A 14057-nucleotide genomic window follows, 5' to 3' on the forward strand; every position below is an offset into this window, starting at 1 on the left:
AAAGCAGCCGAAGCTGCTTTATTAACTGATTTTTTCGAGTTTTAAGAATTGATTATCTGCGGTTAACGTTAATCTAAAACGCCCTCTTATTCCTAACGATGAAATAAAAGGACGTAAATGACTGGCAGCAAATCGAACTGTCTTACCACCATCTTCTGTGACTTGCACCGATTTATATTTACCGTGGTAGTAATCAAGACATTCTGAGTAACTCAGATACAATGCAAAATAATATTCTGTCATTAACTTTCGAGTGCTTTCTCTACTTTTTCAAACAGATCATCACTGAGTCCATCTAAATCAGCTAAACGTTGTAGTTGTGCTTTCATTGCCGCAGAACGATTTTCATCATAGCGTTTCCATGACATAAATGGCGTCAGCATACGTGATGCATTTTGTGGATTAATATCATTAAGCTTAACTAATAAGTCACCCAACAGCTGGTATCCTTTACCATCTGCACGATGGAACTGAGTGATATTAAAGTGACTAAAGCTGCCAACTAAAGCACGCACGCGGTTAGGGTTACCAAAGTCAAAACTTGGGTGTTCATAGAGCGCTTTAATATCGTTGATACTCGTTGCAGAATCTTTCATTGCTTGCAACGCAAACCATTTATCCATAACGAGCACATCATGGCGCCACTTTGCATCAAACTCTGTTAGCAGCGTATCACATAGTGAATGGTTTGCTTTTACCACCGCACTCAATGCAGCAAGGGCATTGGTCATATTAATACTGTGTGCAGATTCTATGATGAGGCTACTGACGTCGCTATGATTCGTTTTCGCTAAATAATGTAAACACAGTTGCTTAAGAGCACGTACGGCAACAGCTGTCGCAGATGTTGAACCATCATCTTCTAGCGCGTTATAACAATTTACCAATGATTCTGTTAGGTGAGTTGCTATTTGTGATTCAAATGCATTTTGTACAGCAATAATGTCATCAACAGGGATAACTGCATATTCTGCTGCGAGGGTATCGTAGCTAGGCAGTTTTAAAAGCTCAGCAATTAGAGCAAGATCACCTTCTCGCTGATCAATTAATGCTTTTAATGCGAATAAAATGTCATCCGATAAACAGGCTTCACCACTGGCAATCGCCGCTTTCATTTCATTGGTAAATAAACGCTGCTGCGCATCCCAACGTGAAAAATCACTGCGAGCAAAACGCATGATATGTAATAGATCAGCAGCAGAGGTATCTTGATTAACAATACACGGCGCAGAGAAATCTTCGAGTAGCACTGCTACAGGGCGCTGTTTAATGCCCTCGAAAACAAACTGCTGCGTTTTTTCAGTGACATTTAATACCGAATCTTGGACCTGATTATCAATTATAAGAGGTAGCGACTGCCCTTCACTATCTAATAGCTCAATAGCAAATGGAATATGTAATAAGGCATTGTTAGGCTGATTATCAGGTGCAAACTGCTCAATGCTTAATGTGAAAGTTTGGTTTTGTTCATCATACGCTTGCTCTACATTGAGCTTAGGTGTACCCGCTTGACTATACCAGCGCTTAAATTGCGTTAAATCAATGCCAGACGCATCACTCATGGCAGCCACAAAATCATCACAGGTAACAGCCTGTCCGTCATGGCGCTCGAAATACAATGCCATACCTTGTTGGAACTTTTCTTCTCCAAGTAAGGTGTGCATCATGCGAATAACTTCAGCCCCTTTGTCATACACAGTCACTGTATAAAAGTTATTCATTTCAATGACTTTTTCAGGGCGAATTGGGTGTGCCATCGGCCCTGCATCTTCACTAAATTGGTGAGTACGCATGACTTTAACTGCATCGATACGGTTAAGCGCACGAGAACCTAAATCGCTACTAAACTCTTGGTCGCGGAAAACCGTTAAGCCCTCTTTTAACGACAGCTGGAACCAGTCACGGCAAGTAACACGGTTGCCGGTCCAGTTATGGAAATACTCGTGCCCTACAATTGATTCAATCGTATGATAATCTTTGTCAGTGGCTGTTTCTTGATTCGCCAGAACACATTTAGAGTTAAAGATATTCAAACCTTTATTTTCCATTGCGCCCATGTTGAAGAAATCAACGGCAACAATCATGTAGATATCTAAATCGTATTCAAGGTTAAAGCGCTCTTCATCCCATTGCATTGATTTCTTTAAAGACGTCATAGCATGAGGCGTCTTAGATAAATTACCTTTATCAACAAACAAAGCTAATTCTACTTTTCGACCAGACTGCGTCGTGTAATGGTCACGTAATACGTCAAAGTCACCGGCGACTAATGCAAATAAGTAGCTAGGCTTTTTAAATGGGTCTTGCCATTTTACAAAATGACGACCGTCATCTAAGTTACCTGATTCAATTTGGTTACCATTAGACAGTAAATGAGTGTACTTTTTGTCGGCAATAATGGTTACATCAAAGCTGGCAAGTACGTCTGGGCGGTCAAGGTAATAGGTAATCTTTCTAAACCCTTCAGCTTCACATTGCGTACAGTAAGCTCCACCCGACAAGTACAAACCTTCTAACGAAGTATTCGTTTGTGGATCAATATGGTTTTCAATTTTAAGAATAAAGCTTGCAGGCAGATTATGAATAATCAGCTTTTCATCTTCAAGCGTGTAATCATCATACGCTTGATCATCAACCTTTACTGAGATAAGTGTTAAATCAACACCATCAAGCGCAAGATCTGCATTGCTCTCATCAGTACGGTTGATTGTCATTGTTGACTGTACTGATGTTTTTAAAGGGGCTAATTCGAAGCGTAAATTGATGTGCTGGATTGAAAATTGTGGGGCTTGGTAATCTTTTAAATATTGAGCTTGAGGTTTAGTCGTAGTAGACATAACTGACTCCAAATGGCCCTGCACTGCAGGGCCTATATAGTTTATTCAGCGTTAGCTTCTTGTTTAAGGTGCTTTGGGGTAATACGTAAAATTTTAATACCTAAATAAGCGTAAACAATCGCTAAAAGTGGATTAATTAAATTAAAGAATGCATACATGGCATAATCAAATGGATTGATTAATAAAACACTTTGCATGTAGGCACCACAGGTGTTCCATGGGATAAGTGGGCTGGTAATTGTGCCGCCATCTTCTAATGTGCGAGATAAGTTAACCGGCTTTAAACCGCGTTTTTCGTATTCATCTTTAAACATACGACCAGGAACAACAATCGCGATATATTGATCCGCTGCAACTGCATTCGTACCAATACATGTTGCAATCGTTGCAGTGATAAGCGAGCCGGTGCTTTTAGCAATTTTTAAGATGCTCTTAACGAACATATCAAGTAAGCCGGTTTTTTCCATGATAGCGCCAAACATCAAGGCCGTCATGATCAGCCACGTTGTTGTTAGCATGCCAGCCATACCACCACCGCTTAATAGTGAGTCCATTTTTTCATCGCCAGTATCAATGCTAAAACCATCGAAGAACGTTGTCCAAACTAGTTTAAAGTAGCCAATAGCATGACCTTGTGATGCATCAATTTGGCTATTGATTAAATCTGATTGAAATAACATAGCCCAAATTGCACCTAGCACTGCACCAATTGAAATAGCAGGGAAAGCTGGCATCTTACGAATTGCTAAAAATAACAGCACCACCAGTGGCACTAGCATTTCAAAACCAATATTAAAATTTTGTTCTAGTAAATTTACGATTTCGTCAATACGACCTGCTTCTGCTGAACCGCCAGCATTAAAGCCCATAAATATGAAAATGATTAATGCGATAATAAAGCTTGGTACCGTTGTCCAAAGCATGTGATGAATATGGTCAAATAAATCAGCCCCTGCCACTGCCGGCGCTAAATTCGTTGTTTCAGAAAGCGGGCTTAATTTATCACCAAAGTAGGCACCTGAGATAACCGCACCCGCAGTGACAACTTGTTCAAGACCAAGACCAGTTGCAACACCTAATAACGCTACACCAATGGTCGCAGCCGTTGTCCAAGAGCTACCGATACTCATAGCGACAATGCCACAAATCAAGCAGCTAGCGGCATAGAACCAGCTAGGGTTGATAATCTGTAGACCATAATAAATTAAAGTAGGTACGGTGCCTGATAACAACCAAGTACCAATTAAGGCACCCACCATTAATAGAATAATGATTGCTCCCAGGGATAAGGTGATCCCCTCAATCATAGCTTGTTCTAGTTTCTTCCAGGTGTAACCATTTTTTAAGCCTATTAATGCCGCGGTAAATGTAGCGAATAATAATGCGATTTGGTTAGGACCTGATGATGAATTATCACCGAATAAATAAACAGCAGCGCCTAATAGGCACACGAGCACAGTAATTGGGATTAAGGCATCTAAAAAACTGGCCTGTTTAATTGGCTTCTCTTCAATTGAATTCAAAAGATAGTCTCCTACACGTCTTATGTGGCGTGTTTAATTATTATTGTAAGCTTTGACGCAAAACTTCAGTGGCCTTATGCAGCCAAGTATTGTGATTATACCAATATGACCTGTTTTAGGTAGCAAAAAAGGCGCTTATGCGCCTTTTTATTAATCTATATTGCTAATTAATTGCTAATTATTTCTTAGCGATACGACCATATTTTATATAATCTTGGGTGATTAATGCCGCTTCTTCTAAGAAAGGGTCTAGTTCATCAAGGCTATCTGGTAAATCATCAAGGTTTTCAACTGGCTTTTCACCTAAGCGAACAAGTCGTTCATTAGCACGCTCTAAGGCACGCTCTTCACCTTCATCTTTCTCTTTTAGACGGGTCGCTTCAACCAATGAGATAGTTTTACGGTCTTTCTCTTCTTGGTAGCGCTTAATGTCATCAAACACATAGCCAAACTCAGGCTCACCGGCAATACGCGTATCATGAAGCTTATTAACGTAAGCAATCGCTGGTTTTAGGTTATCAACCGAATTGTACTTAGCACGGATGATGCTATCCCAAGGTAATGCGTTATCTTGCTGGCTCTCGCCCCACTCTGATGGGTCAATTGCCGATGGGAACGATACATCTGGGATCACGCCTTTGTGTTGTGTGCTGCCGCCGTTAATCCGGTAGAATTTTGCAATGGTATATTGCACGCTACCTAATGGGTGATCGTATAAGTCATAAGCACGGCCAAGTGGTTTGTGCTGTTGAACGGTACCCTTACCAAAGGTTTGTTCACCAATCACAATTGCGCGGCCATAGTCTTGCATTGCAGCTGCAAAAATCTCTGATGCAGACGCACTGTAGCGATCAACTAACACAGTTAGCGGGCCATCATAAAAAGTGACACCGTCACGATCTTTTTGCTCTTCAATACGATTATTCAGGGTATGAATTTGTACAACAGGGCCTTGGTCGATGAACAAGCCAGATAACTGAGTCGCTTCGTAAAGTGAACCGCCCCCGTTTTGACGTAAATCGATGATGATGCCGTCGACTTTAGCTTCTTTTAATTTCGCAATTTCAACTTTAACGTCTTGCGATAAATTGTTATAGAAACCAGGGATTTCAATCACACCAATTTTGCTGGTTAAGTCTGAATATTTTGCTTCAAATACTTCAGATTTTGCAGCGCGATCTTCTAAGCGAATTTTATCACGCGTAATTTCAACCACTTTCGGTGTGCCGTGAGCATCTGCCCCTTTAAGATATTGCAGACGAACTTTTGTGCCTTTAGGGCCCTTGATCAAATCAACGACGTCATCTAAACGCCAGCCAATTACGTCAACAAAGTCTTCGCCTTCTTGAGCAACACCAATAATACGATCGTCTGCTTTAATTTGTTCTGATTTATCAGCTGGGCCACCAGGCACTAAACTACGGATAACTGTGTAGTCTTCATCATAGCTAAGCACCGCACCAATACCTTCTAACTCAAGATCCATATCCATCTTGAACTGTTCAGCGCGTCGTGGTGATAAATAAGAGGTATGTGCTTCGATGCTTCGTGCAAATGAATTCATCACGATTTGAAACGCATCTTCACTGTTTGTCTGAACTAAACGTTTTTGCGCATTGTGGTAGCGTTTGGTCAGAACTTCTTTGATGCCCTGCCAATCTTTACCGGTCATTTTTAAACGTAACGCATCATATTTAACGCGTTGACGCCAAAGTTCATCAAGCTCAGCTTGGCTTGTTGCCCAATCAGCGTCTTCACGGTCAAATACGTACTCATCTTCATTATCGAACTTCATTTCATTTTCAAGTAGCGATAAAGAATAATCGTAACGTTCAAAACGACGTTTTAAGCTTAAGTTAAAAATATCAAAGGCAAAACCCAATTTACCTGTCGACAATGCATTATCAAACTGGTCTTTATATTGCTCAAACGAGGCAATGTCAGACGCTAAAAATACACTTTTGTTGTAGTCGAGAGATTCAATGTAGCGATCAAAAATCTGTTCAGATAATTCATCGTTAAATTTAATTGGTTTGTAGTGTGCACGAGTAAATAAGTTTGTCACCCGTTTGCTTGCTGTACTATGTTGGCTTTCTTGCTTGAGTACTGGCAAATCTTTTTCTGTCAGATTATCTGACGATGCCAATAATGAACCTGAAAACAGGGCAGCGACTAACGGAATGAGCGTAAACTTTTTACTCATACACAACTCCTTTATTTTTTACAGCTATTAAATGATATACAGGCTGTCTGCTTTGGTTTTAACTTGCATCCCTGTTACTAACTCAACGTGAACTTCATCTTTATTCACTTCAGTAATAACTGCGTTTACAAGTGCTTGGCCAAGTTTAACTTTAACTTTGCTATTTACCTTGACCTCAGAGGCAGGTAAAGGTTCAACTTTTCCTGAACGTTTTACAGGAGCAGCTTTAGCAGGCTTATTACTTACTTTAGCGCCTTTTTCGCCAGATTTAGCGTGATGACCTGTATTCTTTTTGTAAGATTTTGTGTCACCGTCTTTGCGTGGACGTTGTGGCTTTTTACGCTTCGCCATTTTAGCGCGGCTTTCTTCTAACGCTTTTTGCGCGTGTTCAATGTGCTCTTGTTCCACTTTTTCGTCTTGATTACCATCAAGGTCGATACGGAACTCAGACTTAGTCACGGCTTCTAAATAGCGCCAGTTTGAGGTGTATTTTCTTAGTGCTTGACGTACCTGAGTCTTACTTACTTTCTCAGAACCTTCAATGCGCTCAGCAATATCTTTAAAGATACCGACTTTAAGCGGTTGAATGCCGTCTTTTTGTTTAAAACATTGTGGAAATTCTTGGTATAAGAAATCCAATACTTCATTAATATCTTTTAGCTTGTTTGTGGTTTCCATGTTAGAACCTTTTATTACATCTTTTCATCTAATGATGAATCGACATAGTGTGTTACCCAGTCGGTCAACTCTTCGAAGTCCGCTTCAATAAGCGCTAAATCACCACGAAGGTGTTCCCAAATACCATTTATAATTTCATCAATTGATTCACAGTCAAGGTCATCCGGTAGACGATCCCAAGCCATGTGAATCAAGTCGTTGAGCCTTTCGGCAACAACTTCTTCTTCCCCTTCCCAATCACCAACATCAGCAATTGCAAAGAGGTAATCTTGCACATTTAGCAGATCTTTCATTTTAGATTTGCCTCAAAGCATTTTACCAATGCTTCTAAACCAGCTTGATCATCAGCGTCGAATCGCGCAATGCTTGGGCTGTCGATATCAAGTACAGCAAATACTTTACCGTCTTTGAAAATCGGCACAACGACTTCAGAATTCGATGCAGCATCACAGGCAATGTGCCCAGCAAATGCATGAACGTCTTCAACGAGTTGTGTTTGTTGTGTTTGCGCGGCAGTTCCACATACCCCTTTACCTACTGGAATACGGATACATGCAGGATTACCTTGAAACGGCCCTAGCACTAATTCTTCAGGTGAATCCATTAAATAAAAGCCCGCCCAGTTTATATCCTCTAAAGAGGTAAATAACAGCGCACTAATATTTGCCATGTTGGCAATAACATTTGATTCACCAGTGATTAGCGACTCAGTTTGTTTAACTAATGACTGGTAAAAATCTTGCTTTTGCATACCAAACTACTTCTTATTAAACATACAGTAGCTAAAGGTACTCTTTGTAGACGACAAATGAAACCTTTTAAGGGCAAAAAAAAACATTTTGCCCTCAATTTCAGTCAGCTTGATTAAATATTCTGCTATTGATGAGAAGATTGTGTTGTAAGACCCTGTCTTAAACCAAATAAAAACAGACCCGCTGCAAGTGCAGACATCAATGCATTAACAATAAATTCCATGCCTGTTGTCGGACTTAATAGGTAACTAAAGATGGCACCACCTAATAGACCTAGCGTTAATACACCTGAATAATTTACCTTTGCATACTTATACATAAGCAAATATCCCGGTACGACAAAGGCTGCCATAGTTAACCCAACGATATGTGCATTGGCTATTGCGCTAACAAGAAGCTTAAAGAAAATGCTTAAGCCATTTCCCTCAAGTGTAAACGCATAATAAAGGCCTAAGATACAACCGATGATCACAGGCGATAATAAAGAAAGTCCTACACTCTTTGCTAAACGATGTTTCATAAATTCCCTAATTTCACAAAGATAATACGAGAAGTAATAAGCATGGACTAACTAGTTGAAATGCGAAATATCGACAATAGTCGTAATTTGCAGGCTGAAGAAAAAGCGCTAGAAACAAAAAAGCCGCTGAATAAATTCAGCGGCTTCAATGATGGTGGAGAGATAGGGATTTGAACCCTAGAGGGGCTACAAACCCCTGCCGGTTTTCAAGACCGGTGCATTCGACCACTCTGCCATCTCTCCGAATGCGAAAACCTACTCGCTTACGCCAGTAGTAAAAATAATGGTGGAGAGATAGGGATTTGAACCCTAGAGGGGCTACAAACCCCTGCCGGTTTTCAAGACCGGTGCATTCGACCACTCTGCCATCTCTCCGACGGCGTGCATAATAGATAAAGCGGCCGTGCTTGTGAAGCTTTTTTTTCAAAAAACTGTTTAAGTGATTAAAAAACAACTAAATCGTTCAGTATTAACACAATTAAAGTCAAAATATAATCGATTTGAACTTTTCAATTATTTATCCTGTCTATTGATCCACAATAGTTTGCCCAAATATATAACTCTTGATAGGCTTAGTTCAGTTTAACAATTGGAACTAACGAACGTATAAGTTCATTTAAAGGAGCTCTAACAATGGCGTTTAATCAATCGTACAATACTGCTAGACCAGTAATGTCGACTATTGAAACCAATAAAGTTTTAAAAAACACCTATTTTTTACTCGCAATGACACTTGCTTTTAGTGCAGTCACTGCCGGTATCTCTATGGTAATGAATCTACCTTATTTTATGGGGTTAGTATTCAGCTTGATTGCATTCGGCGTACTTTTTGTTGTTAATAAAAAGGCCGACAGTGCGTCAGGTGTTGCTTGGGTATTTGTTTTCACAGGTTTGATGGGCGCAGGGCTTGGTCCAATGCTTAACTACTACGCAGCAATGCCAAATGGCCCATTCCTTATTATGCAAGCGTTAGGTTCTACCGCGTTAATTTTCTTTGGTTTGTCGGCTTATGCGCTTACCACTAAAAAAGACTTCTCATTTATGGGCGGCTTTTTAACTGTTGGTTTAATCGTGGTTATTATTGCAAGCCTAGTTAACTTATTTATCGGCAGCTCAGTTACCTTTATGGTTATCAACGCCGCTGTTGTACTAATTATGTCTGGTTTCATCTTATTCGACACAAGCCGTATTATTAACGGCGGCGAAACCAATTACATCCGTGCAACGGTTGCTTTATACCTGAACATTTATAACTTATTCACTTCACTTCTACACCTACTTGGTGCAAGTGATGACTAATTAAATAGTTCTGCTAAAATAGCCCCTTTCTAGGGGCTTTTTTATTGGATGCGTTTTGGCACAATTTGTACTTTCTCTTCATACCGCACCGACCGATCACGACACTACTCAACGGCTGATTAAATTTGCACAGGCTTGTCTTGATTCTGGTCACTCGATTGCAGCTATTTTTCTTTATCAAGCAGGTGTTTACCACGCAAGTAACCATTTAGAACTTGCCAGTGACGAGCTACCAATTAATCGCTTGTGGCAGTCGTTAAGTGAGCAAAACATTCCCCTACTGCTATGTGTAACGGCCGCTGAAAAGCGTGGCTTAGATACCGCTAATACAGGTGTGTTTACCGTCGCTGGACTCGCTGAATTTGCGATGCTTGTCAGTGAAGCAGATAAATGGGTGCAATTTAAATGAAAAACATTTTAGTAATAAGTCAACATGGCCCATTTGATGATCAGCATATTCGTGAATCACTCGATACCACACTGATTTTTGCCGCTATCGAACAGAACATTAGCTGGCTTCTGAGTGGTGAAGCTGTTTTGGCTTTGAAAAAAAATCAACAACCAGAATTACTTGGTATTAAAAACTATTTTAAAACCATTAAAACCCTTGAGTTATACGATGTTGAAAACATTTATGTATGTGAAAAGTCGTTAATGGATTTTAACTTAACAAAAGACGCGTTAATGATTGATGTCAAAGTAGCTAACTTTGAACAACAGCGAGCGTTGATTGCACAGCAACATCAGGTGGTTACACTTTGAGTACCTTGCATATTTTTTCAAAACCCTTATCGCATTACTGCAACAATATGCTCGCTAATTTGATTACTGCACAAGATTCTGTGCTACTTGTCAGTGACGCATGTTATAACAGCAGGCAATTTAAACAGTTTTCTTCTGCACTTTTTTTACTGAAAGAAGATGCAGAAGCGCGCGATATTTCACTTAGTCATAATGAATCAGCCTTAGACTACAGGCAATTTGTAGAATTGACTATAAACGCAAAGAACACGATTACTTGGTAAACCATGCTTGAATTTAATAACAAACAGATTGAAACAGATAAACAAGGCTATTTACTTGATTCAAATGATTGGAGTGAAGAGCTCGCACCTATTATTGCTGAACAAGAGAACATTACCTTAAGTGAACAGCACTGGGAAGTTGTCCATTTCGTGCGTGATTTTTACGTAGAGTACAACACCAGCCCTGCTATTCGCATGCTGGTCAAAGCCATGGCCCAAAAGCTAGGTGAAGAAAAAGGTAATAGTATGTATTTATACAAACTGTTTCCTAAAGGCCCCGCTAAGCAAGCGACTAAAATTGCTGGTTTACCTAAACCTGCTAGGTGCATTTAATGGTTAATAAAACCAATAGCAAACCACGTCGCAGTAGCGGTCGCACTTATTCAAGACCAACACAAAAACGTGAAGTTAAAAAAGCAATTAGCCCTGAGCAGCGCAAAGTGGTGCTATTTAACAAACCATTTGATGTGCTTTGCCAATTCACTGATGATCAAAACCGCAAGACGTTAGCAGACTATATCACTATTAAAGACGTGTATGCAGCAGGACGCCTAGACAGAGACAGCGAAGGGCTTTTGTTACTTACTAACTGTGGAAAGTTGCAACACACCCTTACTGAGCCCAATAAGAAAACAGCTAAAACTTATTGGGTGCAAGTAGAAGGTAATGTCAGTGATGAGGCTATCTTTTCGCTTAACAAAGGCGTAGCGCTGAAAGATGGCATGACCAAGCCTGCCAAGGTTAAACGTATTGACGAACCATCCGTTTGGCCTCGTACCCCACCCGTTCGCGAGCGTAAAAACATTCCAACTAGCTGGTTAGAAATCTCTATCACCGAAGGGCGTAATCGCCAAGTTCGCCGCATGACAGCACATGTTGGCTTCCCTACTTTACGATTGATTCGTTACAGTATTGGTAACTATACCCTTGATGGCTTAGAGAATGGTCAATTTAAAGTAGTGAACAACCCTGATGCATAAACCCAATGTCACAGTGGCTGCTATTGTCACGAGCCAAGACAAATTTTTACTTGTTAAAGAGCGCGATAAACACACAGGTGAGATTTGCTATAACCAGCCTGCCGGCCATTTGGAAGCCAATGAAACCTTAGCTGAAGCAGCTCATCGCGAACTTATTGAAGAAACGGGTATTAGCCTTCATGCCAGTCACCTTGTAGGCATTTATAATTTGCATGCCGCGAATGGTGTCCACTATATGCGTTTTAGCTTTGCTTTTAATTGCCCAGAGCCCGTTGAAACATCACCCCAAGATAATGACATTTTAAGTGCAGATTGGTTTAGTCTTGAACAAATTAAAAGCATGCCATTGAGAAGCCCTTTGGTTTTAAAATGCATTGAAGATCATTTAGCTGGTAAAGCCTACCCACTTAGTTTGATTTACCAATAACCCCTGTGATTTTGGCTGGTTTGGGCGTCTAAAAGCATGCTATAATATCGGCCTTTCCATAGCAGTTAAAAAATGACAGCGAATATTATGAGCGAAAATAGTCACATTAAAGTCATCGTGGGCATGTCCGGCGGTGTTGATTCTTCAGTATCAGCGTATTTATTAAAGCAGCAAGGCTATCAAGTTGAAGGCCTGTTCATGAAAAACTGGGAAGAAGATGATAATGATGAATATTGCGCTGCAGCTGAAGACCTACAAGATGCACAAGCAGTGTGCGACAAGCTAGGTATTGAGCTTCACACTGTAAATTTTGCAGCCGAATACTGGGACAACGTGTTTGAGTACTTTTTAGCAGAGTACAAAGCAGGCCGCACACCAAACCCAGACATCATGTGTAATAAAGAAATCAAATTCAAAGCATTCTTAGAGTTTGCAGCACAGGCACTGGGTGCTGATTATATTGCTACAGGTCACTATGTACGCCGCGAACAACGCGGTGATAAATTTGTAATGTGTCGTGGCCTTGATGACAACAAAGATCAAAGCTATTTCTTATACACGCTAAGCCATGAGCATATTGCGCAAACACTTTTCCCTGTTGGTGATATTGCTAAACCTGAAGTTCGCCGCATCGCTGAAGAGCAAGACTTAATTACGCATGATAAGAAAGACAGTACCGGTATTTGTTTTATCGGTGAGCGTAAATTTAAAGATTTCTTACAAAAATTCTTACCAGCACAGCCAGGTAAAATTGAAGATACCGATGGCAATGAAGTGGGCGAGCACGAAGGCTTGATGTACCACACGCTTGGTCAACGTAAAGGCCTGTTAATTGGCGGCATGAAAGAAGGCTCAGGTGAACCTTGGTACGTTGTAGATAAAGACGTTGAACGTAACGTGTTAGTCGTTGGTCAAGGTAAAGACCACCCTCGCCTATACAGTAATGGCTTAAATGCAAACCAGCTTCACTGGGTTGACCGTGAAGGCCCTAAGGGGACCACACGCTGTACTGTTAAAACTCGTTATCGCCAAGAAGATATCAGCTGTACTTTACTCGTTGGTGAAGATGGTATGGCACGCGTACTATTTGATGAGCCACAAAAAGCGGTTACACCGGGCCAATCAGCCGTATTTTACGCTGACGAAGTCTGTTTAGGTGGCGGTATTATTGATTCGGTGATCAAGTAATGACAGAGCACCAAGTCATGGCTTTAGCTGCCATGTGTCAAGTTGCTAAACAAGTACAAAAAGTTGCGCAATATGGCCAAGGCAGTGATCACGAATTAGAGAAATTACTAAACTGTATTGTCGAAACATCACCAAATAGCCCTGAGGAAGTGTATCAAGGTAAGCATAATTTACGAGAAGGCTATCGCATTTTGATTGCACAGCTTTCAGCCGGCGCAGACAAAGACGTCGAAATCGTGAAGTATGTAGGTGGTTTAATGCAATTAGAACGCGCATTAAGCTCAAAACAAAACAGTTTAAATGAATTAGGTCGTCGCATTGATGATGTTAAACGTCGCCTCGACCATTTTGCTATAACAGATGATACTGTTGTAGCAGCGCTTGCTGATATTTACTCATCGGTGCTAAGCCCCCTTGGGCATCGTATTCAAGTGTACGGCAAGCCAGAGTTATTAAAACAGCAGCTCACGCAAAACAAAATCCGCGCCCTATTATTGGCCGGAATTCGTAGTGCCGTGTTATGGCGACAAATGGGCGGTAAACGCCGTCACTTTTTCTTTGCAAAAAGAAAAATCCTCGCCATTGCTAAACAATCAATTTAATTATCGTTCAAACTAGACAATTT

General features: G+C 40.6%; 17 protein-coding genes and 2 tRNA genes. 9 read left to right on the top strand and 10 right to left on the bottom strand.

Annotation, left to right across the window (positions count from 1 at the left end; all coding sequences use genetic code 11):
* Positions 1–21: 21 nt before the first annotated feature.
* The 10 genes from CWC28_RS10930 to CWC28_RS10975 form a co-directional block, all read right to left on the bottom strand.
* Entirely contained in the window at positions 22–243 is a 222-nt protein-coding gene (locus CWC28_RS10930) for a DUF2835 domain-containing protein (RefSeq protein WP_105174066.1), read from the bottom strand.
* Positions 243–2837: an aminopeptidase N gene (gene pepN / locus CWC28_RS10935; RefSeq protein WP_138625150.1), complete on the bottom strand. Its 2595-nt coding sequence runs from the start codon at positions 2835–2837 to the stop codon at positions 243–245. Before pepN ends, CWC28_RS10930 begins: the two co-directional genes overlap by 1 nt.
* Positions 2838–2878: 41 nt before the next feature.
* Positions 2879–4360 carry a Na+/H+ antiporter NhaC gene (gene nhaC, locus CWC28_RS10940; protein ID WP_063705570.1) on the bottom strand — a complete coding sequence of 494 codons (1482 nt, stop codon included), beginning with the start codon at positions 4358–4360 and terminating at the stop codon, positions 2879–2881.
* A gap of 178 nt (positions 4361–4538) precedes the next feature.
* Positions 4539–6563, bottom strand: a complete 2025-nt coding sequence (prc, locus tag CWC28_RS10945; protein WP_063705572.1) for a carboxy terminal-processing peptidase — start codon at positions 6561–6563, stop codon at positions 4539–4541.
* A 27-nt stretch (positions 6564–6590) separates the two neighbouring features.
* A complete protein-coding gene (gene proQ, locus CWC28_RS10950; RefSeq protein ID WP_063705575.1) occupies positions 6591–7241 on the bottom strand; it encodes an RNA chaperone ProQ in 651 nt (216 codons plus the stop codon).
* 14 nt (positions 7242–7255) lie between these two features.
* A complete protein-coding gene (locus tag CWC28_RS10955) occupies positions 7256–7534 on the bottom strand; it encodes a hypothetical protein (RefSeq protein WP_063705577.1) in 279 nt (92 codons plus the stop codon).
* On the bottom strand, positions 7531–7992 hold the full coding sequence (msrC, locus tag CWC28_RS10960) for a free L-methionine (R)-S-oxide reductase MsrC (RefSeq protein WP_063705580.1): 462 nt from the start codon (positions 7990–7992) through the stop codon (positions 7531–7533). Before msrC ends, CWC28_RS10955 begins: the two co-directional genes overlap by 4 nt.
* Positions 7993–8117: 125 nt before the next feature.
* On the bottom strand, positions 8118–8513 hold the full coding sequence (locus tag CWC28_RS10965) for a hypothetical protein (protein ID WP_063705582.1): 396 nt from the start codon (positions 8511–8513) through the stop codon (positions 8118–8120).
* A gap of 152 nt (positions 8514–8665) precedes the next feature.
* Positions 8666–8756, bottom strand: a tRNA-Ser gene (locus tag CWC28_RS10970).
* A 41-nt stretch (positions 8757–8797) separates the two neighbouring features.
* Positions 8798–8888: transfer RNA gene (locus tag CWC28_RS10975), tRNA-Ser, on the bottom strand.
* Between the two features lie 258 nt (positions 8889–9146).
* Here CWC28_RS10975 and CWC28_RS10980 point away from each other — a divergent pair.
* The 9 genes from CWC28_RS10980 to hflD all read left to right on the top strand — a co-directional run bounded on the left by CWC28_RS10980 (position 9147) and on the right by hflD (position 14034).
* A complete protein-coding gene (locus tag CWC28_RS10980) occupies positions 9147–9812 on the top strand; it encodes a Bax inhibitor-1/YccA family protein (protein WP_063705584.1) in 666 nt (221 codons plus the stop codon).
* 55 nt (positions 9813–9867) lie between these two features.
* Positions 9868–10221 (top strand): sulfurtransferase complex subunit TusD, encoded by a 354-nt coding sequence (gene tusD, locus CWC28_RS10985; protein ID WP_063705587.1) that lies wholly within the window; start codon positions 9868–9870, stop codon positions 10219–10221.
* The gene (tusC, locus tag CWC28_RS10990) at positions 10218–10574 is read left to right on the top strand and encodes a sulfurtransferase complex subunit TusC (RefSeq protein ID WP_063705589.1); all 357 of its coding nucleotides are present in this window, start codon (positions 10218–10220) and stop codon (positions 10572–10574) included. The genes tusD and tusC overlap by 4 nt, the downstream gene beginning before the upstream one ends.
* Before the next feature lie 5 nt (positions 10575–10579).
* On the top strand, positions 10580–10837 hold the full coding sequence (gene tusB / locus CWC28_RS10995) for a sulfurtransferase complex subunit TusB (RefSeq protein ID WP_276203799.1): 258 nt from the start codon (positions 10580–10582) through the stop codon (positions 10835–10837).
* A 3-nt stretch (positions 10838–10840) separates the two neighbouring features.
* Positions 10841–11170 (top strand): sulfurtransferase TusE, encoded by a 330-nt coding sequence (gene tusE, locus CWC28_RS11000; RefSeq protein WP_063705594.1) that lies wholly within the window; start codon positions 10841–10843, stop codon positions 11168–11170.
* Complete coding sequence (locus CWC28_RS11005) at positions 11170–11817, top strand: rRNA large subunit pseudouridine synthase E (RefSeq protein ID WP_063705597.1); 648 nt, start codon at positions 11170–11172, stop codon at positions 11815–11817. The genes tusE and CWC28_RS11005 overlap by 1 nt, the downstream gene beginning before the upstream one ends.
* Positions 11810–12244, top strand: a complete 435-nt coding sequence (locus tag CWC28_RS11010) for an NUDIX hydrolase (protein ID WP_063705600.1) — start codon at positions 11810–11812, stop codon at positions 12242–12244. Before CWC28_RS11005 ends, CWC28_RS11010 begins: the two co-directional genes overlap by 8 nt.
* Positions 12245–12331: 87 nt before the next feature.
* Positions 12332–13432, top strand: a complete 1101-nt coding sequence (mnmA, locus tag CWC28_RS11015) for a tRNA 2-thiouridine(34) synthase MnmA (RefSeq protein WP_063706178.1) — start codon at positions 12332–12334, stop codon at positions 13430–13432.
* Positions 13432–14034 (top strand): high frequency lysogenization protein HflD, encoded by a 603-nt coding sequence (hflD, locus tag CWC28_RS11020; RefSeq protein ID WP_063705602.1) that lies wholly within the window; start codon positions 13432–13434, stop codon positions 14032–14034. The genes mnmA and hflD overlap by 1 nt, the downstream gene beginning before the upstream one ends.
* Positions 14035–14057 lie beyond the last annotated feature (23 nt).

The organism is Pseudoalteromonas sp. S4492 (assembly GCF_005886115.1).
Taxonomy (GTDB): domain Bacteria; phylum Pseudomonadota; class Gammaproteobacteria; order Enterobacterales; family Alteromonadaceae; genus Pseudoalteromonas; species Pseudoalteromonas gelatinilytica.

What these genes read in the sequence shown, in the direction of transcription:
- CWC28_RS10930 (WP_105174066.1), bottom strand. Translation starts at nt 243, where the DNA reads ATGACAGAATATTATTTTGCATTGTATCTGAGTTACTCAGAATGTCTT.
- pepN (WP_138625150.1), bottom strand. Translation starts at nt 2,837, where the DNA reads ATGTCTACTACGACTAAACCTCAAGCTCAATATTTAAAAGATTACCAA.
- prc (WP_063705572.1), bottom strand. Translation starts at nt 6,563, where the DNA reads ATGAGTAAAAAGTTTACGCTCATTCCGTTAGTCGCTGCCCTGTTTTCA.
- proQ (WP_063705575.1), bottom strand. Translation starts at nt 7,241, where the DNA reads ATGGAAACCACAAACAAGCTAAAAGATATTAATGAAGTATTGGATTTC.
- CWC28_RS10955 (WP_063705577.1), bottom strand. Translation starts at nt 7,534, where the DNA reads ATGAAAGATCTGCTAAATGTGCAAGATTACCTCTTTGCAATTGCTGAT.
- msrC (WP_063705580.1), bottom strand. Translation starts at nt 7,992, where the DNA reads ATGCAAAAGCAAGATTTTTACCAGTCATTAGTTAAACAAACTGAGTCG.
- CWC28_RS10965 (WP_063705582.1), bottom strand. Translation starts at nt 8,513, where the DNA reads ATGAAACATCGTTTAGCAAAGAGTGTAGGACTTTCTTTATTATCGCCT.
- CWC28_RS10980 (WP_063705584.1), top strand. Translation starts at nt 9,147, where the DNA reads ATGGCGTTTAATCAATCGTACAATACTGCTAGACCAGTAATGTCGACT.
- tusC (WP_063705589.1), top strand. Translation starts at nt 10,218, where the DNA reads ATGAAAAACATTTTAGTAATAAGTCAACATGGCCCATTTGATGATCAG.
- tusE (WP_063705594.1), top strand. Translation starts at nt 10,841, where the DNA reads ATGCTTGAATTTAATAACAAACAGATTGAAACAGATAAACAAGGCTAT.
- CWC28_RS11005 (WP_063705597.1), top strand. Translation starts at nt 11,170, where the DNA reads ATGGTTAATAAAACCAATAGCAAACCACGTCGCAGTAGCGGTCGCACT.
- CWC28_RS11010 (WP_063705600.1), top strand. Translation starts at nt 11,810, where the DNA reads ATGCATAAACCCAATGTCACAGTGGCTGCTATTGTCACGAGCCAAGAC.
- mnmA (WP_063706178.1), top strand. Translation starts at nt 12,332, where the DNA reads ATGAGCGAAAATAGTCACATTAAAGTCATCGTGGGCATGTCCGGCGGT.
- hflD (WP_063705602.1), top strand. Translation starts at nt 13,432, where the DNA reads ATGACAGAGCACCAAGTCATGGCTTTAGCTGCCATGTGTCAAGTTGCT.